Consider the following 24,211-nt stretch of genomic DNA (forward strand, 5'->3'; position numbering starts at 1 on the left):
GCCGTGAAGTGCAGGTGCCGGTGGAGTTCGTTGGTTTCTCCATCCCGGACGAATTCGTGGTGGGTTACGGCATTGATTACGCGCAGCGTTATCGCCATCTGCCGTATGTTGGGAAAGTAGTGATTCTGGACGAATAATTGCGGGCTGATGCCCTCACCCCAGCCCTCTCCCACAGGGAGAGGGTGAAAACCCCCGGCTTTGTTATTTATGGTTCACATGCTTAAGCTTGAGGTTGGCAATTCCCGAGCGGTAACGCTGTTCCAGCGTTTCGCGGTTGGTGGCGGTCACTTCCAGATTGCGCAGCAGACCGTCGTGAATACCGTACGCCCAGCCGTGGATGGAGACCTTCTGCCCGCGTTTCCAGGCAGACTGCATAATCGTCGAGTGGCCCAGGTTATAGACCTGCTCCATTACGTTCAGCTCACACAGGGTGTCGAGACGGCGCTCCTGCGGCATTTCGCCCAGCAGTGAGCTATGTTTGAACCAGATATCACGAATGTGCAGCAGCCAGTTATCGATTAACCCCAGCTCTGTGTTTTCGACCGCCGCCTGCACGCCGCCGCAGCCGTAGTGGCCACAAATAATGATGTGCTCAACCTCAAGAACGTCAACGGCGTACTGCACAACCGAAAGGCAGTTGAGATCGGTATGAATAACCAGGTTAGCCACATTGCGGTGAACAAACAGTTCGCCAGGTTCAAGACCCGTCAGACGTTCGGCGGGGACACGGCTGTCAGAACATCCAATCCAGAGAAAGCGCGGGTTCTGCGCTTGCGCGAGTTTTCCAAAAAATCCGGGGTCTTCCTCCACCAGCATTTTTGACCATAGTGCATTGTTGCTGATGAGTGTATCTATGTCGTTCATGGAGGTTAGCGACCTGTAACCAAGTGATTGCGTTGCGCTACTATAGGGTAACCCGACTTTTAATGAAACCACACAACGTGTGTCAGAACTTAAGGTAAGTTGAATTCATGGCGATTGCACTGGAGCTTGAACAGCTCAAAAAAACCTACCCGGGGGGCGTTCAGGCGCTGCGCGGGATAGATCTTAAAGTCGAAGCGGGAGATTTCTACGCGCTTCTGGGGCCGAACGGGGCGGGGAAATCCACCACCATCGGGATCATCAGCTCGCTGGTCAATAAAACCTCCGGCCGCGTCAGCGTGTTTGGCTACGATCTGCAAAAAGATGTGGTCAACGCCAAGCGTCAGCTGGGGCTGGTGCCGCAGGAGTTCAACTTCAACCCGTTTGAGACGGTACAGCAGATTGTTGTTAACCAGGCGGGTTACTATGGCGTTGAGCGCAAAGAGGCGCTTGAGCGCAGCGAAAAGTATCTGAAACAGCTCGACCTGTGGGAGAAGCGTAACGAACGCGCGCGGATGTTGTCCGGGGGGATGAAGCGCCGCCTGATGATTGCCCGCGCGCTGATGCACGAGCCAAAGCTGCTTATCCTTGATGAGCCGACTGCTGGCGTGGATATTGAACTGCGTCGTTCCATGTGGGGCTTCCTGAAAGATCTGAACGATAAAGGCACCACCATCATTCTGACCACGCACTATCTGGAAGAGGCGGAAATGCTGTGCCGCAATATCGGCATCATTCAGCACGGTGAGCTGGTGGAAAACACCTCGATGAAGAATCTGCTCTCCAAGCTCAAATCAGAGACCTTTATCCTCGATCTGGCGGCGAAAAGCGCGCTGCCGAAACTGGAGGGCTACAACTATCGCCTGGTTGATACCTCGACGCTGGAGGTAGAAGTGCTGCGCGAGCAGGGTATCAACAGCGTGTTCTCACAGTTGAGTGCGCAGGGCATTCAGGTATTAAGCATGCGTAACAAAGCAAACCGACTGGAAGAGCTGTTTGTCTCTCTGGTGCACGACAAACAAGGAGACAAGGCATGACGCATCTTTACTGGGTCGCGCTGAAAAGCATCTGGGCAAAAGAGATTAACCGCTTTATGCGTATCTGGGTGCAAACCCTGGTGCCGCCGGTGATCACCATGACGCTCTACTTCATCATTTTCGGTAACCTGATTGGCTCCCGCATTGGTGAGATGCACGGTTTTACCTATATGCAGTTTATCGTGCCGGGCCTGATCATGATGGCGGTGATCACCAACGCTTACGCGAACGTGGCGTCGTCGTTCTTTAGCGCCAAGTTCCAGCGCAACATTGAAGAGCTGCTGGTGGCCCCGGTGCCAACGCATGTGATCATCGCCGGTTACGTGGGCGGCGGCGTAGCGCGCGGGCTGTGCGTGGGGATTCTGGTGACGGCGATTTCGTTGTTCTTCGTCCCGTTCCAGGTGCATTCGTGGCTGTTCGTGGCGCTCACATTATTGCTGACGGCGATCCTGTTCTCCCTCGCCGGGCTGCTGAACGCGGTGTTTGCTAAAACGTTTGATGACATCAGCCTGATCCCGACCTTCGTGCTGACGCCGCTGACCTATCTGGGCGGGGTGTTTTACTCCCTGACGCTGCTGCCGCCGTTCTGGCAGGCGCTGTCGCACCTGAACCCGATTGTCTACATGATCAGCGGCTTCCGCTTTGGCTTCCTCGGCATTGCCGATGTCCCGCTGTTCACCACCGTTGTGGTGCTGGTGGTGTTTATCGTGGCATTCTATCTGCTGTGCTGGTATCTGATCCAGCGCGGACGCGGGCTGCGTAGCTAACCTTCTGCCCGGCGACGTTCTGTTTGCCGGGCACTTTCTTTGACAGTTATCACCGTAAACTAACCTTCACCTGGATAAACTACTCGCCTGCTAAGGAGAGACGTTATGCTGGGATGGGTGATCACCTGCCACGATGAAGAGGCACAGGAAATGCTGCTTAAGCTGGAGGCCCGATTTGGCCCCCTGGCGCAATGTCGTGCGGTAAATTACTGGCGAGGGCTGAGCACCAATATGCTCAGCCGAATGATGTGTGACGCGCTGCATGAAACCGACACCGGCGATGGCGTGATTTTTCTCACTGACAGATCCGGCGCGGCGCCATACCGTGCGGCTGCCCTAATGAGCCATAAGCACGATAACTGTGAAGTAATCTCCGGTATCAGCCTGCCTTTACTCGAAGCGATGTATCCGCTGCGCGCAACGTTGAGCAGCGCTGAATTTCGTCACGCCATTGTGGCGCAGGGCTCGCCGGGCGTGAGCAGCTTGTGGCACCAGCAGCAGAAGAACCCGCCTTTTGTTCTGCTTCACGATCTGTATAAGCATTAAACATTGGTATTGATGCCGCTTTTGTTACAATGGCGGCTGATTTTCTGTGTCGATTTATATTCCATGCTCAAGCGCGTTATCTTTATCCTTCTGCTCGTGGTTTCCGGTGGTGCGTCTGCCAGCCTGACCAGCCAGCAAGGCCTTCCTGCTCAGTATATGCAAACCACCGAAGATGCGGCCATCTGGGCGCAGGTAGGAAATGCCGTTGTGAATGTGGGGAATGTCCGCGCCGGGCAGATCCTCGCTGTCTTTCCGGCCGCGGCGGATTACTATGAATTTCGTTTCGGATTCGGTACGGGGTTTATTGATAAAGACCACCTTGAAAAAGTTCAGGGCAAACAACGCGTTGAGGATAGCCTGGGTGACTTGAACAAGCCGCTCAGTAATCAAAACCTCATTACCTGGAAAGACACGCCGGTGTATAACGCCCCCAGCAGCGGAAGCGCGCCCTTTGGCACCTTAAGCGCTAATCTTCGCTATCCGATTCTGAATAAGCTGAAAGACCGCCTGAACCAGACCTGGTTCCAGATCCGTATCGGTAATCGTCTGGCATGGGTAAGCAGCCTGGATGCGCAGGAAGATAACGGGCTACCGGTTCTGACCTACCATCATATTTTGCGTGATGAAGAGAACACCCGTTTTCGACATACCTCCACGACGACCAGCGTACGTGCGTTTAATAATCAGATGGCATGGTTACGCGATCAGGGCTACACCACGCTGACGATGTACCAGCTTGAAGGGTACGTGCGTAACAAGATGAACCTGCCCGCGAAAGCGGTGGTGATCACCTTTGATGATGGCCTGAAATCGGTGAGCCGCTATGCGTATCCGGTGCTGAAAGAATATGGCTTCAACGCGACGGCGTTTATAATTTCATCCCGAATCAAAGGCCACCCGCAGAAGTGGGATCCAAAATCGCTACAGTTTATGAGCGTTCAGGAAATCAAGGGCATCCAGGATGTGTTCGACATTCAGTCTCACACTCATTTCCTGCATCGCGTGGATGGCTATAAACACCCCATCCTGTTGAGCCGTAGCTATCACGTGATCCTTTTTGATTTTGAACGCTCACGTCGTGCACTGGCGCAGTTCAACCCGCGCGTGTTGTATGTGTCGTATCCGTTTGGCGGCTATGACAATAAAGCGATAAAGGCAGCGAATGACGCTGGTTTTCATCTGGCAGTGACGACGATGAAGGGGAAGGTGAAGCCGGGGGATAATCCGTTCCTGTTGAAGCGTTTGTATATATTAAGAACGGACTCACTGGAGACGATGTCGCGGCTGATCAGTAATCAGCCGCAGGGATAGCGGTTAGTCGTATGAAAGGGTGAATACACCGGTGGCTTTAAACGACCCCGGTTTCACTGTGTTTCCGTTTGCTACCAGTTGAGCAACATAATTAATTTGCTTGGATTCAGGGGTTTGATAATCCGTTATGACATAGGATGAGTCAGGATTATTCGGCAGAAGTTGAGAGGTTCCGTTATACATGATTCTCACGCCTGCGCCCTCAGCTTCGGACGAAAGCGTATTACCAAGAAGATCATTATTTTTTCCGGTTAGCTTTGAGGTGGTGAGTTTGGTTGTGATATTTGCCACACCGGTACAATTACTTAAGCTAATTGAAAAAGGGATATCCTTAACCCGATTGTTTTTAATGTCTGAAACATAATATTCTCCCAGGTTAACATTATTAGTACCATCCGATAGCATGGCCATGTCGCAGGTTGGAAGAACGATCGGGATCTGGAATGAGTCCTCGTTGACCACAAATGTCCATGGTCGGTTGTTAGTATCATCTGGATTACCAATAGCCATTTTACCCAGAGTGCCGGGTTTGGGTCTGATTGCGGTTTCTTTGTTCGGGTTGCCTCTGTAACCTTCATCAATATAAATTTGAACTGAGGTGTTTATCCATTTTCTATCCCAGGGGTCAGACTTACCTGAGGATGCAACGGTAGTCCAGCCAGTAGTATTCATAGCGAAGTAACCACCCATGCCTCCATCGCTTTCTGCGGTGTGCACCCTTACGGAATAATAAATCCCCGGAATATTTGTTTCAAACATAGCCCTGCCATAACTGCTCCCCATCAGCAAGGTCGGGTTTGTTTGTGACACGAGGTTAAAACCATCGTCCCCCATACCACATTCGGCCTGAATGCCTGGTGTCAGGTTAACGTTAAAAAGAGTACTGGCATAATTACCCGGAGGGGGAAGACGTACGGTGCCACCTGAGTAGTCAGAATTGATCAGCGTGGTTGTGCCGCCTTTTCCATTATTCATGCGGCACTCATCTGCCCAGCAGGAGTGGCTGAGGGTTAATAACGCGCTCGCCATGGCAAACGCCATTGTGCCTTTCACGTTGAAACCCTGTCTTATAAAGTTGAACATTCTCATCCTTTTTCCTGTTCTGATTATTATTCGTAAGTGACGTCAACCAATACTTTACTGGTAACGACACCACCAGCCACTACGCCAATATTTTGATATCGGGCATAGAACTGATAATCCGTTAAAAATGCAGTATCCTGACCGCTTACGTCATAAGTGATTTTTGACGTGCCGTCGTTGTTTAAAACATTCTTTTTATATTTTTCAGAGAAAACGACGACGCCGACATTTTTTGCCGCGCCTGCGGCGGTATCATCACTTTTGAAAACCTGATTTTGTCCTGGCCAGAAACCCGACTGCGGCGAAAAGCTAAAACTCAGCTTTTTAGCCGTACCGCTGTCTCCATAGCAATCATCTACATGGATCTTAAAAGGCGTACCGCCTGCATCATCGGTTGCAGTAAAACGATCGCTACCATCCGGGTTATAAAACCAACTGCGCATCGCTTTGGGGAGATAAATTTCGCCGTCATTTTCCACGGTCATCTTACAGGTGCTATTAACAATGTTAGCGGTAATATTTACGTCTAATCCTGAGCTTGCCTGGCTTACGCCAGGCAAGATGCCACCAGCCAAGCCCATAAGCAACACAAGACCGGGCTGGTATAAAATAAACGGTGATTGTTGCATACTGGTTCCTGGTATTATGGATAAGCGATAGTAAACGTGACTGGCGCAGTAACCGCCCCCGCGCCTACATCAGCAATGGTTTGGCCTTGCCCGATAACGATACGGGAATTCATCGGGAATTCACCGGTACCATCAGTAATGGTGACATCCTTAGCAGCCGGAGGCGTGTTACAGCTCATAAGCTCGCCAGTATCGACAACACCCGACCAGATCTCAAAGCCCGTTGCTAAGCCGCCAGAGTAAGAATCACCCGTCTTGTTGACGCCACTGCATTCACCACCAGCGCCTTTCGCAGCGGACACCGTTGCCTTGGTTACTCCAGAACAGTTGGTGAAACTAATCTTGAGCGGCTCTACACGGGTTTTGTTCACCAGATCGGATTTGTATACGTCGCCGAATGCAATTTCAGTGGAGGCTGTGCCTGCATCGTTAAGTACTTTTGCGGTACATGTGCCTGATACAATTTTTGATTTAATCGTTAATTCGACACTAGGGGTGCCTGTAATTGCTGCGCTTGCCATTCCCGAGAACAGAAGAGCAGAAACGGACAGGGCGATAAAAGTAGAATTGAATTTCATAATGTTGCTCCGTTTTCCTGCACTAATCACTCGTAGCTAAATTCAAAGGTCGCCACGGCCTGAAAATCACCAATGGTCATGCTGTTTTCTTTTGTTTCACGTAAGGTGGCCACCAGAGCAACTTCCTTATTCTGGATTTCTGTCGGACTCCAGACCAGGCGCTCTGAATCCAGGGTTGAGTTAATGATAAAAGGAGTATTTGGTGCATCGGCTCTGGCGATTTCAGCCGCAGAGTAATCAGCGCCACCGTTAGTTTTTGCAATCTGGTTAACAAGGCCGCTAGCTAAATAACCTGATTTGGTTCCTTTTACGGTTGTTTTTAACGAGGTTAGCGACGCCGGGCATTCAACGAGCACGATTTTGAAATTGGCATTTGCCGTTCCGGCTTTGACATCATCTAAACGTACCTGACCGTTATTACCGATAGTCAGCGTTTGCTGCGTATCTGAACCCGTACCGCCGACCAGTTTCATATCGCAGGTGGTTTCGCGGATATTGGCAGTGAAGTTAACATTGAGATCGGCTGCCGCAGCAGAACCTGACATCGCTAACATTGCTAATGCGATTAATGAATAACCGCAATGATTTTTCTTCATATTATTTCCCATGGGTGTGATTCCCTGTTTTAACATCATTACATTTGGCACTGTTGATTACTCAGAATCGTGGTTAAGCCTGCTTTCTTCGCATTTTCAGGAATCTGATAATGCACCGTGCAAGAGCTGGATCCATCGCTTCCCCATACCACCCGGAGAGCGCCTTTGTCTTCCACACCGCGTACATAAGCTTGTCCTGCCTGGCCTACCGTTCCGATAGATTCGTTTTTCTCATTCAGAACGTCTGCACCTAGCGGAATAAAGCCGTTATCAGAACGTTGTAATTCCAGAACAAGCGAACGACCTTCATCCGTTTCAAAATTCACTAATACAACGGAGCCATTGCGAGGTACGGCAACTGCGCTGGTATTTTTGATTTCAACGTCTGCTTCGAGAGTACTGATATCGAGCGATACTCGGTTTTCTCTGTAGGCTGACATATACGGCATAATCCCGTACCCGGAACTGTTAATGCGGCTTTGGCCGTAACCCAGCCGAGCACCCGTTGCGCCACTTGCTTTTACCAGCGCAAGTGAATCCGTTTCGCCGATACTGCCGGATGTAAATACAACGCCACCCGAGTGGACAACCATTCCGCCGTTATAACTCGCGGAATACTGTTTACTATTGTCATCGCCAAAGGACGCTGAGACACCGAGCGGCCCGTAAGGACTGTTCCATGAGCTATAGCCACTGACCTGGTTCAGGTTGCCGTAGTTGCCCCCGCTTGATGAGGCGCTAACGGAATAGCTCACTTCACTGTTTATGGAGTTGCCGCTTGCCGTAGAGTTAAAACTGGTACCGCCTTTTAAATCAGTGCGCAGGCTCATGTTGACGTTATTGAATCCGCCTGACTGCGCGCTATCTTTATTGAATATGCTGAATGGAATACTGACGTTTAAATAAACGCTGTCATCCTTTTCCCCTGTTTCGTTGTACGTGCGTTGCACAGAAACGCTATAGCTACCGTAAGCAAAACTATTGTTGTAACCCACGCTGTAGTCGGAAGTGGAGCTGGAGTCATTCCAGTAATCCTGCCAGGTGCCGCTAATATAGAGTGAGCCGTATTCATCACCGTTAACATTCAATGGCTGATTCAGGCTGACCTGTATCTGGTTTTTGGTACGCTGATAATCAGCATAAAGCTCGGCATTGCTGTCATAAGATCGATTGCCATATTCCTCGTGATGAATACTGTCCTGCAATGAGGCGGCATCGTTAAGGCTGAGATAATCTTCTGTAGAGAAGCGATAAGCTGCCACGTTAAGAGATGTGTTAGTGGCTTCAAGCATTTTGCTGTAGGTCAGCCGATAACTTTGCCCTTTAAGCGTGTCCAGCCCGTCGATATCGGCATAGGACCCGGTAACATCTAATGCGAATGCACCAATACGGGTATTCATAGCCAGACCAAGCAGGCCGGCGTAGAAATCCATATCCGTATATTGCGCACCCACGTAACCGGTAAAGGTATTATTCAGACCATACGCGTAAGTTGCGTAGCCAACGTTTGGCTTATCATGCACTGAATCATCATTCAGCTCACCTAAACCCACATCCCAGCGGCTGGAGCCTGGGCGGAGCATTTGTGTAACTGAGGAGAACGGAACGGTAAACGTCCGTTTACTTCCATCGGCTTCCTCTACAGTGATAATCAAATCATTGCCATAGCCTGTTGTACTGAGGTCATTGATCTCGAAAGCACCGGGTGGAACGGTGGTTTCATAAATTTTATTGCCGCTTTGCGTTACGCTAACTTTGGCGTTACTGTTTGCCACACCACGAATTACTGGCGCGTAGCCAGAGGTGCCTTCCGGGAGCATGCGGTCATCGTTATACATACGCGCACCACGCAGGCTCACCGAGTCAAAGACATCACCGCGTGTGTAGGAATCACCCATTACCATCTGTGCGTTAAGTGGTGTGATGTCTCGCTGGAGGTAGATATCCTGGCTGGAATAATGTGTACCATTATCGCTGTCCCAGTTCAGACTGCCGCGAGAACGTAAACGCCACGGCCCCACGTTCAGGCCATAATGCAAGCCCGCATAAGCGGTATCTGAATTGGTGCCGTTTGACTCGCTGTGCCAGGTATTAAGATCGTATGAGAGTAATCCGGCCGGAACACCATTATCCCATAATGAAGGATCGACATACCCTGCTGGAAGCTTAAGCACGTAGATTTGCGGGAAATTAAGATCCATTTCCTGCTTGCTACTATCAAAATTTTCAGAAGCACCGGGATAATATTTTTTGATATCTACGCAAGACGTTTCGTCGTCTTTGACATCATCGCCTAATATGCTGGTATCAACGCCTGCCTGTGTCAGCGTGAGTTTAGTCAGACATGCTGAGGCACGTGGCGTTTTGTTATCAATGAATGTCATCTCGACCGTGGATTTTGAATTGCCATTCAAATTCACTTTTACACGGTAAGTACCTGGCAGAACTGGGTTGCCATAAGCATAACGATCGACATTGATACCTCCACCATTATCGATAAGGAACTGGTCATTAAATTCAATGGCCGATTCTGTTTCGGATGAGGTGTCTACAGCTTTTTTTTCAGTCTCGCTGGCATGCAGAGGAAATGCTGCACAGATTGCGAGACATAAAATTGATCGTTGAAATAGCATGCTTCATCCAGACAAGTCGTCGTATGAATGCTATGAATCATTCATACGTGTTATATTTATAATGTGGCGGTGGTGCGGTTATTAATTTACTTTGCTTTCAAAAGTATCAGAGCCGCCATTGTCATTAATGGTTTCGTAAGCAACAGTGCCGGTGGCAGTACTACCTAAACCTTTTACCTGCATAATTTGAGTACTAAACGGTAAAATAGATTTATGCTCAACCTGGTACTCTTTATTTGCTGATTTCAGCTTTACATTTGAAATAGAAACGTTGTAAGGGGAATCATTGTGTGCGATCAGGTTTAGCGTATTACCTTGTTTTTGTTGTGACCACGTTACTTTGGCTGCTGCATCTCCTGGCGTACCTTTCAGGCCGTCAGGTCGGAAAAAGAGTTTAATACGTGTGCGGAATGCCAGCTGGAGCTGGTTAGGATTTTCACCGTCTTTCACTTTTGACTTCGGTGGAATCTCGAGCACATTGAACCAGAATAGGGATTCGCGATCTTGCGGCAATGAACCACCCAGGTACGAGATCCGAACGGATTGACCTTTTTGCGGATCAATTCGGGATACTGGTGGAGTAATAATAAACGGTAGTTTTAATTCCTGTGGGTTGGTGTCATCGCGACCGTCATCGAGCCATGATTGAACTAATAGTGGCTTTTTGCCACGGTTGTCTAAAGAAACGATGACATCTTTTTGCGACTGCTGATAAACAATACGTGTTCCCGAAATAACGATATCTGCGCTTGCCTGGAATGACGCGACAGCAGCAGCTGTAAAGCAGGCAGCTTTAAATCCTTTATAAAATGATGTGCTTAACATTTTTCCACTTCCTGTTGGAATGATATCAATAGTCCCCTGACGTACGTCAGGGGATAATATGAGCATTTTATTTATGCGCTTAAAATTACTCGTAGATCATGGTGAATGCAGCTTGTGCCTGAACCACACCAGCTGACACTGGGTTGTTGGCCGCATCCCAGTTCTGACCCTGGGTATACGCTACACGGTAGTAAAGTGCGCCTGCGCCTGTGGTATCAATCGTTGCTTTCTGGGTATTGTTGGTCTGATCCAGTTTGATCTGATCGGTAGCGGAGTTGCCATCGTTTGACAGTACCAGATTGACGTTTTTAGCGGCGCCTTGAGTATTTGATGGGGGAACCAGCAGACCGCCGGAAGTTGAAGAAGAACCCGCCCAGGAATCAAACTGAGCAGATGCCTGGTTGACGGTAGCAGAATCACAACCTGTCAGGGTGAGGGAGAATTTCTTTTCTCCCAGGGTGCTGGTGGTACCCAGCGCATTAGCGAAGTCTTTTACAAACACGGTATCCAGGTTAACGTCAAAATCATTACCATCCTGGTCAATCTTCTGATCCAGGGATACTTTACAGGTGTTATTAGAAACCATACCGTGGAAAGTAATAGTGCCTGTATCTGAAGGAATATCAGCTGCCATTGCAGAACCCGCACTCAGAACCATTGCTACTACAGTTGCCAGACCTAATTTATTAAAAGACATTTTTTATATCCATATTTAAATGCTAGAAAAGTGAACATAAGCAAGGCTTATGTTCGTTCCGAACAGATGCTTCGGGAAAAGGATTCTAAGTGATGAGTAATGGTTGTGAGAAGCCGTTAGGCGTTAGAAATACTTAAACGATCTTTAAGTCAATATGATTATTTAATAGTGAATGATAATAATTGTTCATCATTTTGATGAGCAGGTGTTCGGCAGGGTGACTTGAATATATTAATAAAAATATATAAAAAGAACGCTATTCATTTTAATTATGTATAAATTACCCAACCTATTTGTCGGGTAATTTATAACAGTACTATTGGCTTAGGCAACCTGAACCGGAATTGCTTTCGCAATGCGTTTCATCTCATTATCGCCTTCAAAGTATGCCACTTTTGGCTGCCAGCGACGTGCCTCTTCGTCAGACATCATCACAAAGCTGGCAATAATGACGATATCACCCACGTCCGCGCAGTGCGCCGCTGCCCCATTAACGGAGATGATTTTAGACCCGCGTTCAGCGGCAATCGCGTACGTTGAAAAGCGTTTGCCGTTATTAACGTTCCAGATATCAATAGCTTCGTTTTCGAGAATACCCGCCGCGTCGAGAAAATCCTGGTCGATCGCGCAGGAGCCTTCATAGTGCAGGTCGGCCTGGGTGACTTTCACACGGTGAAGCTTACCTTGTAGCATTTTGCGAATCATTACGTTTACCTTTCACTTCCGGGTAGTAAAACTACGCCAGTTCAACCACTTTGTTGTCGATAAGGCGGGCCTGGCCGAGCCAAGCCGCCACCAGAATTACCGCACGTTTGCTGGTATCTGAGAGTTCCAGAAGCGTATCGGCATCCCGAATTTGAACGTCGTCAGCACGAAGACCTTTCTCGTTCAGCGCCTGTTCAGCCAGAGCGATGATTTCTTCTGCGGTTAATTCTTTTGCCAGCAGTTGCTCTGCCATGGTATTCATGACTTTGCTTAAGCCTGGCGCAATTTTACGCTGTTCCGCAGTCAGATAGCCGTTACGGGAGCTAAGCGCCAGGCCATCTTTCGCACGTACAATCGGCACGCCGACAATCTCTATGTCGTAGCCCATATCGGCAACCATTTTGCGGATCAGCGCCAGCTGCTGGAAATCTTTCTCGCCAAAGCAGGCGATGTCCGGCTGCACCAGGTTAAACAGCTTGCTGACGATGGTGGAAACGCCGCGGAAATGGCCCGGACGGCTGGCACCCTCCAGCATGGTCGAAATACCCGGTACGTCGACGTAGGTCGCTTCAGTGGTACCCTGAGGATAAACATCTGCGGGGGCCGGTGCGAAGACGATATCCGCATGACGTTTTTTGAGCTTCTCGCAATCTTCCTGCAAGGTACGTGGATAGCGCGCCAGATCGTCTTCGCGATCGAACTGCATCGGGTTAACGAAGATACTGACTACCACGATATCTGCACGGGCTCTCGCTTCATCGACCAGCTTCATATGGCCGTCGTGCAGATTGCCCATGGTCGGGACGAGGGCGATACGTTTACCTTCCTGACGTGCACGGCGGATATGCTGGCGCAGCAGCGGCAGAGTTTCTATGATTAGCACACCTGGACTCCTTAATGGAAACTGTGTTCTTCGCCCGGATAAACGCCGGACTCAACCTCGGCAATATACTGCCGCACAGCAGCACGCATGTCGCCTGCTTCTGTCAGGAAATTTTTAGCAAATTTTGGAATGTGACCGCCGGTGATCCCGAAGGCGTCGTGCATGACCAGAATCTGGCCATCGGTGACGTTGCCCGCGCCGATGCCGATCACCGGAATCGACAGCGCCTCTGTGATACGCTTAGCCAGCTCAACCGGCACACACTCCAGCACCAGCAGCTGTGCACCAGCGGCTTCCAGCGCCAGGGCATCATCAAACAGCGTCTGCGCCGCATCGCCACGCCCCTGAACTTTATAACCGCCAAAGATATTCACGGATTGCGGCGTCAGCCCTAAGTGCCCGCAAACTGGCACGGCCCGTTCGGTGAGCATTTTCACCGTATCGACCAGCCAGTCGCCGCCTTCGATTTTGACCATATTGGCGCCGGCGCGCATCACAGTTGCCGCATTTTCAAAGGCCTGTTCCGGGGTGGCATACGCCATAAACGGCAGATCGGAAAGTAGCAGGCAGGCGGGCGCACCCCGGCGCACGGCGCGGGTATGGTAAGCAATATCCTCGACCGTGACCGGCAGAGTAGAATCATGTCCTTGTACCGTCATCCCTAACGAGTCTCCGACCAGCATGACGTTGATCCCTTCTTCGGCAAACAGTTTTGCGAAGCTGTAGTCATACGCGGTGATAGTGGCGAAGCGTTTCTTTTCCTGTTTGCATTTCTGCAATAAGGAGATGGTAGTTGGTTTCATACTGTTTCCTGATGGCCCAAAAGCGGATCTTTGCGCATTCTAACAGTAACATTCGATGGAACAATGATTTTAGGCAATCGATTAACCATATTTGACACATGGCTAATCGGGGGTGACACGGGATTACCAGCGGACCGGTTTTTCCGCGTTGAGGCTTTGCAGAACGGCGTTCAGCGAGGTGCCGTCAGGGAAGGTGAGATCGGGGGCGACTTCAAACAGTGGCCAGAGCATAAACGCACGGTTTTTCATGTCATAGTGCGGAACGGTGAGGCGCTCGGTGTTAATCACCTTGTGGCCGAAAAGCATAATATCGAGGTCGAGCGTGCGCGGTCCCCAGCGTTCGGCTTTACGTACGCGACCCTGCTGTAGCTCAATACGCTGGGTATTATCCAGCAGCGTTTCTGCGTCAAGGGCTGTTTCCAGCACCACGGCGGCGTTCAGATAATCAGGCTGATCCTGCGGGCCGAGCGGGGGCGTACGGTAAAAGGAGGAGACCGCCACGATACGGCTTTGCGGGATCTCCCCCAGCGCCTGAACGGCAGCGTTAACCTGCTCAAGCGGAGAGGCCAGATTGCTGCCGATGGCAATATACGCAAGGGTCATGCTGTGCCTTCACGACGCGGCGCGCGCTTGCGCGGGCGACGGTGACGACGGCGCGGTGCCGGCTCGTCATCGAGATCCGTGAGCATATCTTTTTGCTCCGGTGGTGCAGAGACCTGAAATTCTCCCCACCACTGCGCCAGGCGCTGTAGCTCCTGGTTTCTTTCGACTTCAGCACGCAGAGAGAGCAAATCGAACGCGGCGCGGAACTTAGGATGCTCCATCAGTTTCCAGGCACGTTTACCCTGACGGCGGGACATACGCAGCTGAAGCTGCCAGATATCACGCACCAGCGTGGTAATACGTTTCGGGATCGCCAGCGTGCGACAGCCTTCGTCCAGCACGTCGTTTGCCGCCAGCGCGAACGCATCATAATAGGCGAGGCCGCTCTCCTGGGTAATGCGCTGCGCCGTTTCCAGCAGCGGATACCAGAACATGGCCGCGAACAGGAACGCCGGATTCACGCGCATATCGTTATGAATACGGGTATCCGTGTTCTTCAGCACCTGTGCAATCATCCGCTCCATTGCGCTGTCACCGTTTTCGGTGAAGTAGCGGGTAATGGTCGGGAACAGCGGCTGGAACAGGTTGTATTCACGCAGCAAATTGTAGGTTTCAAACCCGTAGCCTGCCTGGAGCAGCTTTAACGACTCCTCAAACAGACGGGCAGGGGGGACGTCGTTAATCAGCGTCGCCAGGCGCGGGATCGGCTCTGCGGTTTCCGGGCTGATACGCATGTTTAGCTTGGCGGCGAAACGCACGGCGCGCAGCATTCGGACCGGATCTTCGCGATAGCGCGTTTCCGGCGTGCCGATCAGGCGAATCAGGCCGTCTTTCAGATCCTGCATACCGCCGACGTAATCGCGCACGGTAAAATCCGCCACGCTGTAGTAAAGGCTGTTGATGGTGAAATCGCGACGCTGAGCATCTTCTTCAATAGAGCCGAAGATGTTGTCGCGCAGCAGCATGCCGTTTTGGCCGCGCTGGGAAGTTGTGCGATCGTTGATGCCCGCTTCGTGGTGACCGCGGAAGGTCGCCACTTCAATAATTTCCGGCCCAAACATCACGTGCGCCAGACGGAAACGGCGACCAACCAGACGGCAGTTGCGGAATAATTTACGCACCTGTTCAGGCGTAGCGCTGGTCGTCACGTCGAAATCTTTTGGTTTTTTGCCCAGCAGTAAATCGCGCACCCCGCCGCCGACGAGATAGGCCTCGTAGCCTGCTTTATTCAGACGATAGAGCACCTTGAGGGCATTTTCACTGATATCTTTGCGGGAAATATTGTGCTGCTCACGCGGAATGACCGACATGTGTGGCTGTGCAATAGCATCATTCGCCATGCTCTCTTCGCGGCTCAGCACTTTACGGCAAAAATTAGCGACTCGGGTAAAAATAGTACACCTCGTAGTGTGTTTTGTTATCAAAAAAGCGGCTAATCATAGCTCAGCGCAACGCATTTGAGAATGCTGGATTTTTGGCACGGCCATAAGCGTCCAGTCAGCAATGGCCGTTTTCAGCAATTCATCCAAACTCAGATCCTGCCATTCCTGCGTTACATTCTGGTTGAGAAATCGCAGCGCGTCGATCAATACCGGGCGCGGATCGCCGTCAGGCAGCGCCGGGGCATGATTCTGTTTTGACAGCTTACTCCCCTGTTCATTGACCGCCAGCGGCAGATGGATGTAATCCGGCACCGTCCAGCCAAACTGCTGGTAAAGCGATATTTGCCGCACGGTAGGCTCAACCAAATCCGCCCCACGCACGATTTCCGTGACGCCCTGGAAATGGTCATCGACAACCACCGCCAGGTTATAGGCAAACAAGCCATCGCGACGGTGAATAATAAAATCTTCACGCGCCAGACGATCATCCGCCTGAATGGTTCCTGAGAGGACATCGGTAAACTGCGTCACCGGAGCGCGCTGTATCAGCCGTACGGCGGCATTCTCAGGGCCGTTGTGCCGCGTACGGCAGTGGTCGTCGTAAACGCCACCCACGCTCTGAATTCGCGCACGCGTGCAGGTGCAGTTATAGGAAAGGCCCTGTTCAGCAAGCCACGCCAGACGTTCACGGTAGGCATCATGGCGTTGAGACTGCCAGAGTACGTCGCCGTCCCAGTGAAGACCGTAATGTTCCAGCTGACGCAGAATAGTTTCTGCCGCACCGGGAACTTCACGCGGAGGATCGATATCTTCAATGCGAACCAGCCATTTACCCTGACGGGCGCGAGCCTGTAGGTAGCTGCCGAGCGCGGCAATTAATGAGCCGAAGTGTAATTCACCGGAGGGAGATGGCGCAAAGCGCCCGATATAGTGAGATTCAGACATATCAACGGTAACAAGGCGGGAGAAACTCCCGCCTTAGCAGAGTAGTGAGAGGGAAGGCGTTAGCCAGCCATCTGTTTTTCGCGGATTTCTGCCAGCGTTTTACAGTCGATGCACAGATCGGCTGTTGGACGCGCTTCCAGACGACGAATACCGATTTCAACACCGCAGGATTCGCAGTAGCCAAAATCTTCGTCCTCGACCTTTTTCAGCGTTTTCTCGATCTTTTTGATCAGTTTGCGCTCGCGGTCACGGTTACGCAGTTCGAGGCTGAACTCTTCTTCCTGAGCGGCACGGTCGACCGGATCCGGGAAGTTAGCAGCTTCATCCTGCATATGTGTAACGGTGCGATCGACTTCATCCCTGAGTTGATTACGCCATGCTTCAAGAATACGCTTGAAGTGCGACAGCTGGGCTTCGTTCATATACTCTTCGCCCGGCTTCTCTTGATACGGCTCCACCCCAGCGATGGCGAGAATACTCAGGGACGATGTTTTACGGTTTTGCCCTTCTTGCATGTTGCTTCTCCTTAACACGCACTATCGATCCCCGTGTTGGGGGAAAAATCAGGTCGCTATAAATAGCAGATGCTTTTCCGTATGGCAATTATCTAAACGTAACACTTGACAACCCTGTGAGGAAAAGCGTATTTGCGCACGCGGCCAGAACACTTATTAGTCAATCGTCTAATCCCTTATAGGACAATGGGAAGAGAGGATCTCAGAGTCATATTATCGGCAGAAAGTTCCGCTTTATAAGCGAAAATCTCTACCCCCTGCTTTTGTGCCTCATTCAACAATTGCGCGTATTTAGGATCAATATGACGGGCCGGGGAAAACCGTTCAATGGCTGAATGCAGAACCGCAAACAGCAACACGGCGCGCTTGCCCGCCGCCGCTACACTCATTAGCTCCCGCAGATGCTTCTGGCCACGTAGCGTTACCGCATCCGGAAAGAAGCCGTTTTCCTCTTCCGCTAACGTCACTGATTTCACTTCAATATAGCACTCAGGGCGGTCTTCCGCCTGTAACATAAAATCAATTCTGCTGCTTTCATCGCCATATTTCACTTCGCTTTTTTGCGTGCCGTAACCCACCAGTTCAGGAAGGATTCCATTTGTCAGGGCTTCCTTAACCAGCTGATTTGCGCGCAGGGTATTAACGCAAATAAATGCCCCGCTTTGCGTCTCGGTCATTTCCCAGGTATGAGGATATTTGCGTTTAGTATTTTCTGATGTGGAATACCAGACCGTGTCACCCGGCGTGGCGCAACCGGTCATGGCGCCGGTGTTAGGACAATGCAGCGTGAGCGTTTCGCCCTCAGGCGTGATCACGTCAGCGAGAAAGCGTTTGTAACGCTGGATCAGCGTGGCGGGCTGGAGTGCAGGGCTAAACTTCATCAGGATTCCTTAACGTGTCGCCCAGCGTCCAGCGCTGGAGCGGAGTATAGCGGGTGCGTCCTTGTACAAAGGCAGATTCGTACAGCGCAAATTCATTCACCTGAAAGGACCAGTGAAAGCCCGGTGGCGGGATGGCAACAGCCTGACCCGCATCGCGCAGCAGGGTAATGTGGGGATGAAACGGCTGCGGGCTCTGATAACAGCCGCTGCGCGCGGCCTGCGCCCGCAGCATGTTGGCGAGCTGGAGCAGTCCGCGGGGGGGCTGCCGCGTCCCCAGCCAGACCACCCGAGAGCGCAGCCATTGCCCGGCATCGTCAAGATGCAGCGTAAAACCCGGCTGAGAAATGCGTCCGGCCATTGCGCTTAACGCGCGCTGCTTTTCTGCGCTCACCTCGCCAAGAAAAGCTAACGTCAGGTGCATATTGGCGGCGACGACAGGGCGGCCCGCTTCCGCGGGGAAGTGGCTGGCGCGCCAGCGAACAATTTGCCGTTGAAGCGTGGTGGGTAATTCAATGGCGAAGAATAGCCGTTTTGACTCAGACATGCGCAAGACTCGGTAATGATATGCGCCGATGCTACAATGTACGCCGATTAATGTTAACCCTCTGGAGCCGTAAGTGTCCTCTTTGCCCGTCGCCGTCGTCCTTCCTGAGCTTCTCGCAGCCTTAGAACATGCGCCACAGGTTTTGCTCAGCGCGCCCACCGGAGCGGGTAAATCCACCTGGCTGCCCCTGCAAATTCTGCGCGAGGGGAGCATCAGCGGGAAAATTATCCTGCTGGAACCGCGCAGGCTGGCGGCGCGCAATGTGGCGCAGCGCCTGGCGGAACTGCTGAATGAAAAACCGGGCGAGACGGTAGGGTACCGGATGCGCGCCGAAACCTGCATTGGCCCGTCTACGCGGCTGGAGGTGGTCACTGAAGGCATTCTTACCCGTATGCTGCAAAACGATCCGGAGCTGAGCGGCGTCGGGCTGGTGATCCTTGATGAATTTCACGAGCGCAGCCTCCAGGCCGATCTGGCCCTTGCGCTGCTGCTCGACGTTCAGCAGGGGCTGCGCGACGACCTTCGGCTGCTGATTATGTCGGCGACGCTGGATAACGAGCGGCTCCGGCAGACGCTCCCTGACGCGCCGATGATCTCCTCTGAAGGGCGTGCGTTCCCGGTCGAGCGCCGCTATCAGCCGCTGCCTGGCCATCAGCGTTTTGACGAAGCCGTTGCCATCGCCACCGCCGAATTGCTCCGTCAGGAACCCGGCTCGCTGCTGCTGTTTTTACCCGGCGTAGGCGAAATCCAGCGCGTACAGGAGCAACTGGCATCCAGGGTGAGCAGTGACGTTATGCTGTGCCCGCTCTACGGCGCGCTGCATTTGGCTGACCAGCGCAAGGCGATCCTTCCCGCACCGGCGGGGCAGCGCAAAGTGGTAATGGCGACCAATATCGCCGAAACCAGTTTGACCATCGAAGGCATTCGCCTGGTGGTGGACAGTACGCAGGAGAGGGTGGCCAGTTTTGATCCGCGTACCGGGCTGACCAGGCTACTGACGCAGCGCATCAGCCAGGCCTCAATGGTGCAGCGCGCAGGCCGAGCAGGGCGTCTTGAGCCGGGTATTTGCCTGCATTTAACCAGCGCCGAGCAGGCGGAGCGTGCGGCATTGCAGAGTACGCCTGAGATTTTACAAAGCGATCTCTCCGGGCTGGTAATGGATCTGATGCAGTGGGGCTGCCCGGACCCTGACCAGCTCACCTGGCTTAATCCTCCGCCTGTTGTGAACCTTTCCGCCGCGCGCAGCCTGCTGACCCAGCTTGGCGCGCTGGAAGGCGAGCGACTGACGGCGCGCGGCCAGAAAATGGCGGCGCTGGGCAACGATCCGCGTCTGGCTACGATGCTGGTGGCAGCACAGGGCGACGATGAAATTGCCACGGCGGCAAAACTGGCGGCTATTCTTGAGGAGCCGCCGCGCGGTGGCAGCAGCGATCTGGGACAGGCCTTTTCACGCCATCAGGGAAACTGGCAACAGCGCGCGCAGCAGTTGTGTCACCGCCTGAAGAGCCGGGGAGGATCGCCTGACAGCGATAAAGTTATCCCTCTTCTGGCCCAGGCCTTCCCGGACAGGATCGCGCGCCGTCGCGGGCTGGATGGTCGTTATCAACTGGCAAATGGGATGGGCGCGATGCTGGACAGCGAGGATGCTCTGACGCGTCATGAATGGCTGATCGCGCCGCTCTTACTCCAGGGTAGTCACTCCCCGGATGCGCGCATCTTGCAGGCGGTTGCCGTAGATATTGACGCCCTGACGCGTGCCTGCCCGCAGCTGCTTCAGCAATCTGACATCGTCGAATGGGATGATGCCCAGGGCACGCTGAAGGCGTTCCGTCGTAGCCAGATTGGCAAACTGACGCTCGGGACAAAACCGCTGGCTAAGCCGTCGGAGGAAGAGTTACACCAGGCGATGCTGAACGGCATTCGGGAAAAAGGGCTGAGCGTGTTGAACTGGACGCCTGAGGCTGAACAATATCGTATACGTCTGCACTGCGCCGCGAAGTGGCTGCCGGAACAGGGGTGGCCAGCGGTGGATGATGAGACGCTGCTCGCGACGCTTGAACAGTGGTTGTTGCCGCAGATGAGCGGCGTACACTCCCTGCGCGCCCTGAAGGCGCTTGATGTTAAGGCAGCGTTACAGAATTTACTGGACTGGTCGTTACGTCAACGTCTGGATAGTGAACTGCCTGGGCATTACACTGTGCCAACCGGGAGTCGGATTGCCATTCGTTATCATGAGGATAATCCGCCAGCGCTGGCGGTTCGGATGCAGGAGATGTTTGGTGAGGCCACCACGCCGTCCATCGCTGAAGGGCGCGTGCCGTTAGTGCTTGAGCTGCTTTCGCCTGCGCATCGTCCCTTGCAGATCACCCGCGATCTGGGTGCGTTCTGGGCGGGGAGCTATCGTGAAGTGCAGAAAGAGATGAAGGGGCGATATCCCAAACACGTCTGGCCGGACGATCCGGCGAATACCGCGCCGACACGGCGCACGAAGAAATATTCGTAATGGGGGAGTGCGGCCTGAAAGGTAAAGTGCGGCCTGATGCCCTCACCCCGGCCCTCTCCCACAGGGAGAGGGAGAAAACACTAAAGACTTTCCTGTCAGGAAAGTCTTGCTGTTTATTTTGAGAGATTTCTTCTTTCACTGACCTGTGCAAGATAAGAAAATCTGGCCTTTGCGCCTGAATGTTGCGGAGAAAAAGCATGGCGGGGAATGACCGCGAGCCAATAGGACGTAAGGGAAAGCCGACGCGTCCGGCGAAAGAAAAGGTAAGCCGTCGTCGCCTCAGAGATGAGGAGTATGACGATGACTATGAAGACGATTATGAGGATGAAGAACCGATGCCGCGTAAAGGGAAAGGCAAAGGGCGTAAGCCTCGTGGTAAGCGCGGCTGGTTCTGGCTGCTGCTGAAGCTGTTTATTGTTTTTGTTGTCCTGATCGCGATTTACGGCGTTTATCTGGATCAGAAGATCCGCAGCCGTATTGACGGGAAAGTCTGGCAATTGCCTGCGGCAGTGTACGGCCGCATGGTGAACCTTGAGCCGGACATGTCCATCAGCAAGAATGAGATGGTGAAGCTGCTGCAAGCCACGCAGTATCGTCAGGTCACGAAAATGACCCGTCCGGGTGAATTTACCGTCCAGGCGAAAAGCATTGAGATGATCCGCCGTCCGTTCGACTTCCCGGACAGTAAAGAAGGGCAGGTGCGCGCGCGTCTGACCTTTGACGGCGATCGCCTGGAAACCATTGAGAACATGGATAACGATCGCCAGTTCGGTTTCTTCCGTCTCGATCCACGTCTCATCACCATGCTGTCGTCCGCAAACGGCGAACAGCGCCTGTTCGTGGCGCGTAACGGCTTCCCGGATCTGCTGGTGGATACCCTGCTGGCAACCGAAGACCGCCACTTCTACGAGCACGACGGGATTAGCCTCTACTCCATTGGTCGTGCGGTACTGGCTAACCTGACCGCGGGGCGTACGGTGCAGGGGGCGAGTACCCTGACCCAGCAGCTGGTGAAAAACCTGTTCCTCTCCAGCGAGCGCTCTTACTGGCGTAAAGCCAACGAAGCGTACATGGCCGTGCTGATGGATGCGCGCTACAGCAAGGATCGTATTCTTGAGCTGTACATGAACGAGGTGTACCTCGGTCAGAGCGGCGATAACGAGATCCGCGGCTTCCCGCTGGCGAGCCTGTACTACTTTGGCCGTCCGGTAGAAGAGCTGAGCCTTGACCAGCAGGCGCTGCTGGTGGGCATGGTAAAAGGCGCGTCGATCTACAACCCGTGGCGTAACCCGAAACTGGCGCTGGAGCGTCGTAACCTGGTGCTGCGTCTGCTGCAACAACAGCAGGTGATTGACCAGGAGCTGTACGACATGCTGAGCGCGCGTCCGCTGGGCGTTCAGCCGCGCGGTGGGGTGATCTCTCCGCAGCCTGCCTTTATGCAGATGGTACGTCAGGAGTTGCAGTCTAAGCTCGGAGATAAAGTGAAAGATCTCTCCGGGGTGAAGATCTTCACCACCTTTGACTCCGTGGCGCAGGATGCGGCAGAAAAAGCGGCGGTTGAAGGTATTCCGGTTCTGAAGAAGCAGCGTAAGCTGAGCGATCTGGAAACCGCGATGGTGGTAGTTGATCGCAACACCGGCGAAGTTCGCGCCATGGTGGGCGGCGCCGAGCCGCAGTATGCGGGCTATAACCGCGCGATGCAGGCGCGTCGTTCGATTGGTTCTCTGGCAAAACCGGCAACCTACCTGACCGCGCTGAGCCAGCCGAATCTCTATCGACTGAACACCTGGATCGCCGATGCGCCAATCTCCCTGCGCCAGCCTAACGGCCAGGTGTGGTCTCCGCAGAACGATGATAAGCAGTTCAGCGGCCAGGTGATGCTGGTGGATGCGTTAACCCGTTCCATGAACGTGCCAACGGTTAACCTCGGCATGGCGCTGGGCCTCCCCGCCATCACCGACACCTGGCAGAAGCTGGGCGTACCGAAAGATCAGCTGCACCCTGTGCCAGCGATGATCCTGGGGGCGCTTAACCTGACGCCAATCGAAGTGGCCCAGGCGTTCCAGACCATCGCCAGCGGTGGTAACCGAGCGCCGCTTTCCGCCCTGCGTTCGGTGATTGCCGAAGATGGCTCCGTGCTGTATCAGAGCTTCCCGCAGGCTGAGCGCGCTGTTCCGGCGCAGGCGGCCTATATGACGCTGTGGACCATGCAGCAGGTGGTCCAGCGCGGTACCGGGCGTCAGCTGGGGGCGAAGTATCCTGGTCTGCATCTGGCGGGTAAAACCGGGACTACCAACAACAACGTCGATACCTGGTTCGCCGGTATTGATGGCCGTGAAGTAGTGATCACCTGGGTGGGCCGCGATAACAACCAGCCGACTAAACTGTATGGTGCGAGCGGCGCGATGTCGATTTACCAGCGTTATCTGGCAAATCAGTCTCCGGTGCCGCTGAACCTCGTTGCCCCGGAAGATATCGTCGATATGGGCGTGGACAGCTCGGGTAACTTCATTTGCGGCGGTGGCGTGCGTACGCTGCCGGTCTGGACGACCAACCCGGATGCGCTGTGCCAGCAAAGCCAGCCAGAAGAACCGACAGGTAACCCGTTCGATCAGTCTTCTCAGCCTCAGCAGCCGCAGCAGCAACAGCCGCAGCAGCAGAACGAGAAGAAAGACAGCGACGGCGTCGCCGGCTGGATCAAGGATATGTTCGGCGGCAACTAGCCCTTATGACACCCCCTTCCCTGGAAGGGGGTATTTTTTCACCTCAGCAACTCATTTCCTTAACCCTGTTTTCAATCCTTATTAACGACCCGTTTTCCGTTGATTATTTCTTAAACCCTCAATTCTTGTAGGGCCGCATATCGCTTGCTATGCCGTCAGCG

General features: G+C 53.0%; 23 protein-coding genes and 1 pseudogene. 7 read left to right on the forward strand and 17 right to left on the reverse strand.

Going from position 1 to position 24,211, the window contains the following annotated elements; all coding sequences use genetic code 11:
* A pseudogene (locus tag INF86_RS21345) lies at window positions 1-137 on the forward strand (hypoxanthine phosphoribosyltransferase); the annotation flags it as partial.
* Between the two features lie 64 nt (window positions 138-201).
* Here INF86_RS21345 and can read toward each other — a convergent pair.
* Complete coding sequence (gene can, locus INF86_RS21350; RefSeq protein WP_003856301.1) at window positions 202-864, reverse strand: carbonate dehydratase; 663 nt, start codon at window positions 862-864, stop codon at window positions 202-204.
* Between the two features lie 107 nt (window positions 865-971).
* Here can and INF86_RS21355 point away from each other — a divergent pair, with 107 nt between their 5' ends.
* The 4 genes from INF86_RS21355 (at window position 972) to INF86_RS21370 (ending at window position 4,522) form a co-directional block, all read left to right on the forward strand.
* A complete protein-coding gene (locus tag INF86_RS21355; RefSeq protein WP_003856300.1) occupies window positions 972-1,898 on the forward strand; it encodes an ABC transporter ATP-binding protein in 927 nt (308 codons plus the stop codon).
* Window positions 1,895-2,665: an ABC transporter permease gene (locus INF86_RS21360; RefSeq protein ID WP_022647074.1), complete on the forward strand. Its 771-nt coding sequence runs from the start codon at window positions 1,895-1,897 to the stop codon at window positions 2,663-2,665. The genes INF86_RS21355 and INF86_RS21360 overlap by 4 nt, the downstream gene beginning before the upstream one ends.
* Window positions 2,666-2,770: 105 nt before the next feature.
* Window positions 2,771-3,211: a PTS sugar transporter subunit IIA gene (locus tag INF86_RS21365; protein WP_022647075.1), complete on the forward strand. Its 441-nt coding sequence runs from the start codon at window positions 2,771-2,773 to the stop codon at window positions 3,209-3,211.
* A 63-nt stretch (window positions 3,212-3,274) separates the two neighbouring features.
* Window positions 3,275-4,522: a polysaccharide deacetylase family protein gene (locus tag INF86_RS21370; RefSeq protein WP_032670914.1), complete on the forward strand. Its 1,248-nt coding sequence runs from the start codon at window positions 3,275-3,277 to the stop codon at window positions 4,520-4,522.
* Between the two features lie 3 nt (window positions 4,523-4,525).
* Here the strand turns inward: INF86_RS21370 and INF86_RS21375 are convergent, their stop codons facing one another.
* The 16 genes from INF86_RS21375 to thpR form a co-directional block, all read right to left on the reverse strand.
* Window positions 4,526-5,611: a fimbrial protein gene (locus INF86_RS21375; RefSeq protein WP_193543907.1), complete on the reverse strand. Its 1,086-nt coding sequence runs from the start codon at window positions 5,609-5,611 to the stop codon at window positions 4,526-4,528.
* A 20-nt stretch (window positions 5,612-5,631) separates the two neighbouring features.
* Window positions 5,632-6,234, reverse strand: coding sequence for a fimbrial-like protein (locus tag INF86_RS21380; RefSeq protein ID WP_193543908.1), 603 nt, complete (start codon window positions 6,232-6,234; stop codon window positions 5,632-5,634).
* Between the two features lie 14 nt (window positions 6,235-6,248).
* Window positions 6,249-6,812 (reverse strand): hypothetical protein, encoded by a 564-nt coding sequence (locus tag INF86_RS21385; protein WP_023299346.1) that lies wholly within the window; start codon window positions 6,810-6,812, stop codon window positions 6,249-6,251.
* A gap of 26 nt (window positions 6,813-6,838) precedes the next feature.
* Complete coding sequence (locus tag INF86_RS21390; protein ID WP_032625598.1) at window positions 6,839-7,408, reverse strand: fimbrial protein; 570 nt, start codon at window positions 7,406-7,408, stop codon at window positions 6,839-6,841.
* Between the two features lie 38 nt (window positions 7,409-7,446).
* On the reverse strand, window positions 7,447-10,041 hold the full coding sequence (locus tag INF86_RS21395) for an outer membrane usher protein (RefSeq protein WP_193543909.1): 2,595 nt from the start codon (window positions 10,039-10,041) through the stop codon (window positions 7,447-7,449).
* An 81-nt stretch (window positions 10,042-10,122) separates the two neighbouring features.
* Window positions 10,123-10,866 carry a fimbrial chaperone gene (locus INF86_RS21400; RefSeq protein WP_022647082.1) on the reverse strand — a complete coding sequence of 248 codons (744 nt, stop codon included), beginning with the start codon at window positions 10,864-10,866 and terminating at the stop codon, window positions 10,123-10,125.
* Window positions 10,867-10,951: 85 nt separating this feature from the next.
* Entirely contained in the window at window positions 10,952-11,563 is a 612-nt protein-coding gene (locus tag INF86_RS21405) for a fimbrial protein (RefSeq protein ID WP_023299349.1), read from the reverse strand.
* 324 nt (window positions 11,564-11,887) lie between these two features.
* Complete coding sequence (gene panD, locus INF86_RS21410) at window positions 11,888-12,268, reverse strand: aspartate 1-decarboxylase (protein WP_022647084.1); 381 nt, start codon at window positions 12,266-12,268, stop codon at window positions 11,888-11,890.
* Window positions 12,269-12,299: 31 nt separating this feature from the next.
* A complete protein-coding gene (gene panC / locus INF86_RS21415) occupies window positions 12,300-13,151 on the reverse strand; it encodes a pantoate--beta-alanine ligase (protein WP_022647085.1) in 852 nt (283 codons plus the stop codon).
* Window positions 13,152-13,162: 11 nt separating this feature from the next.
* Window positions 13,163-13,954: a 3-methyl-2-oxobutanoate hydroxymethyltransferase gene (gene panB, locus INF86_RS21420; protein ID WP_022647086.1), complete on the reverse strand. Its 792-nt coding sequence runs from the start codon at window positions 13,952-13,954 to the stop codon at window positions 13,163-13,165.
* Between the two features lie 123 nt (window positions 13,955-14,077).
* Complete coding sequence (gene folK / locus INF86_RS21425) at window positions 14,078-14,557, reverse strand: 2-amino-4-hydroxy-6-hydroxymethyldihydropteridine diphosphokinase (RefSeq protein ID WP_032625542.1); 480 nt, start codon at window positions 14,555-14,557, stop codon at window positions 14,078-14,080.
* Entirely contained in the window at window positions 14,554-15,951 is a 1,398-nt protein-coding gene (gene pcnB, locus INF86_RS21430) for a polynucleotide adenylyltransferase PcnB (RefSeq protein WP_071892880.1), read from the reverse strand. Before pcnB ends, folK begins: the two co-directional genes overlap by 4 nt.
* A 42-nt stretch (window positions 15,952-15,993) precedes the next feature.
* Window positions 15,994-16,884 (reverse strand): tRNA glutamyl-Q(34) synthetase GluQRS, encoded by an 891-nt coding sequence (gene gluQRS, locus INF86_RS21435; protein WP_154051889.1) that lies wholly within the window; start codon window positions 16,882-16,884, stop codon window positions 15,994-15,996.
* A gap of 59 nt (window positions 16,885-16,943) precedes the next feature.
* Window positions 16,944-17,399 (reverse strand): RNA polymerase-binding protein DksA, encoded by a 456-nt coding sequence (gene dksA, locus INF86_RS21440; protein ID WP_001155232.1) that lies wholly within the window; start codon window positions 17,397-17,399, stop codon window positions 16,944-16,946.
* A 176-nt stretch (window positions 17,400-17,575) separates the two neighbouring features.
* A complete protein-coding gene (gene sfsA / locus INF86_RS21445; protein ID WP_023299353.1) occupies window positions 17,576-18,280 on the reverse strand; it encodes a DNA/RNA nuclease SfsA in 705 nt (234 codons plus the stop codon).
* Window positions 18,270-18,824, reverse strand: a complete 555-nt coding sequence (gene thpR, locus INF86_RS21450; protein ID WP_003856249.1) for an RNA 2',3'-cyclic phosphodiesterase — start codon at window positions 18,822-18,824, stop codon at window positions 18,270-18,272. Before thpR ends, sfsA begins: the two co-directional genes overlap by 11 nt.
* A gap of 73 nt (window positions 18,825-18,897) precedes the next feature.
* On the opposite strand from thpR, the gene hrpB reads away from it, so the two are divergent.
* Both hrpB and mrcB read left to right on the forward strand, forming a co-directional pair.
* Complete coding sequence (gene hrpB / locus INF86_RS21455) at window positions 18,898-21,327, forward strand: ATP-dependent helicase HrpB (RefSeq protein WP_193543910.1); 2,430 nt, start codon at window positions 18,898-18,900, stop codon at window positions 21,325-21,327.
* 197 nt (window positions 21,328-21,524) lie between these two features.
* Window positions 21,525-24,050, forward strand: a complete 2,526-nt coding sequence (mrcB, locus tag INF86_RS21460) for a bifunctional glycosyl transferase/transpeptidase (protein ID WP_058645852.1) — start codon at window positions 21,525-21,527, stop codon at window positions 24,048-24,050.
* Window positions 24,051-24,211 lie beyond the last annotated feature (161 nt).

This window comes from Enterobacter cloacae complex sp. I1M (assembly GCF_014982425.1).
Classification (GTDB): domain Bacteria; phylum Pseudomonadota; class Gammaproteobacteria; order Enterobacterales; family Enterobacteriaceae; genus Enterobacter; species Enterobacter intestinihominis.

Excerpts from the sequence above, each read along its gene's own strand:
- can (WP_003856301.1), bottom strand. The coding sequence starts at position 864 with ATGAACGACATAGATACACTCATCAGCAACAATGCACTATGGTCAAAA.
- INF86_RS21355 (WP_003856300.1), top strand. The coding sequence starts at position 972 with ATGGCGATTGCACTGGAGCTTGAACAGCTCAAAAAAACCTACCCGGGG.
- INF86_RS21360 (WP_022647074.1), top strand. The coding sequence starts at position 1,895 with ATGACGCATCTTTACTGGGTCGCGCTGAAAAGCATCTGGGCAAAAGAG.
- INF86_RS21365 (WP_022647075.1), top strand. The coding sequence starts at position 2,771 with ATGCTGGGATGGGTGATCACCTGCCACGATGAAGAGGCACAGGAAATG.
- INF86_RS21370 (WP_032670914.1), top strand. The coding sequence starts at position 3,275 with ATGCTCAAGCGCGTTATCTTTATCCTTCTGCTCGTGGTTTCCGGTGGT.
- INF86_RS21375 (WP_193543907.1), bottom strand. The coding sequence starts at position 5,611 with ATGAGAATGTTCAACTTTATAAGACAGGGTTTCAACGTGAAAGGCACA.
- INF86_RS21380 (WP_193543908.1), bottom strand. The coding sequence starts at position 6,234 with ATGCAACAATCACCGTTTATTTTATACCAGCCCGGTCTTGTGTTGCTT.
- INF86_RS21385 (WP_023299346.1), bottom strand. The coding sequence starts at position 6,812 with ATGAAATTCAATTCTACTTTTATCGCCCTGTCCGTTTCTGCTCTTCTG.
- INF86_RS21390 (WP_032625598.1), bottom strand. The coding sequence starts at position 7,408 with ATGAAGAAAAATCATTGCGGTTATTCATTAATCGCATTAGCAATGTTA.
- INF86_RS21395 (WP_193543909.1), bottom strand. The coding sequence starts at position 10,041 with ATGCTATTTCAACGATCAATTTTATGTCTCGCAATCTGTGCAGCATTT.
- INF86_RS21400 (WP_022647082.1), bottom strand. The coding sequence starts at position 10,866 with ATGTTAAGCACATCATTTTATAAAGGATTTAAAGCTGCCTGCTTTACA.
- INF86_RS21405 (WP_023299349.1), bottom strand. The coding sequence starts at position 11,563 with ATGTCTTTTAATAAATTAGGTCTGGCAACTGTAGTAGCAATGGTTCTG.
- panD (WP_022647084.1), bottom strand. The coding sequence starts at position 12,268 with ATGATTCGCAAAATGCTACAAGGTAAGCTTCACCGTGTGAAAGTCACC.
- panB (WP_022647086.1), bottom strand. The coding sequence starts at position 13,954 with ATGAAACCAACTACCATCTCCTTATTGCAGAAATGCAAACAGGAAAAG.
- folK (WP_032625542.1), bottom strand. The coding sequence starts at position 14,557 with ATGACCCTTGCGTATATTGCCATCGGCAGCAATCTGGCCTCTCCGCTT.
- gluQRS (WP_154051889.1), bottom strand. The coding sequence starts at position 16,884 with ATGTCTGAATCTCACTATATCGGGCGCTTTGCGCCATCTCCCTCCGGT.
- dksA (WP_001155232.1), bottom strand. The coding sequence starts at position 17,399 with ATGCAAGAAGGGCAAAACCGTAAAACATCGTCCCTGAGTATTCTCGCC.
- sfsA (WP_023299353.1), bottom strand. The coding sequence starts at position 18,280 with ATGAAGTTTAGCCCTGCACTCCAGCCCGCCACGCTGATCCAGCGTTAC.
- thpR (WP_003856249.1), bottom strand. The coding sequence starts at position 18,824 with ATGTCTGAGTCAAAACGGCTATTCTTCGCCATTGAATTACCCACCACG.
- mrcB (WP_058645852.1), top strand. The coding sequence starts at position 21,525 with ATGGCGGGGAATGACCGCGAGCCAATAGGACGTAAGGGAAAGCCGACG.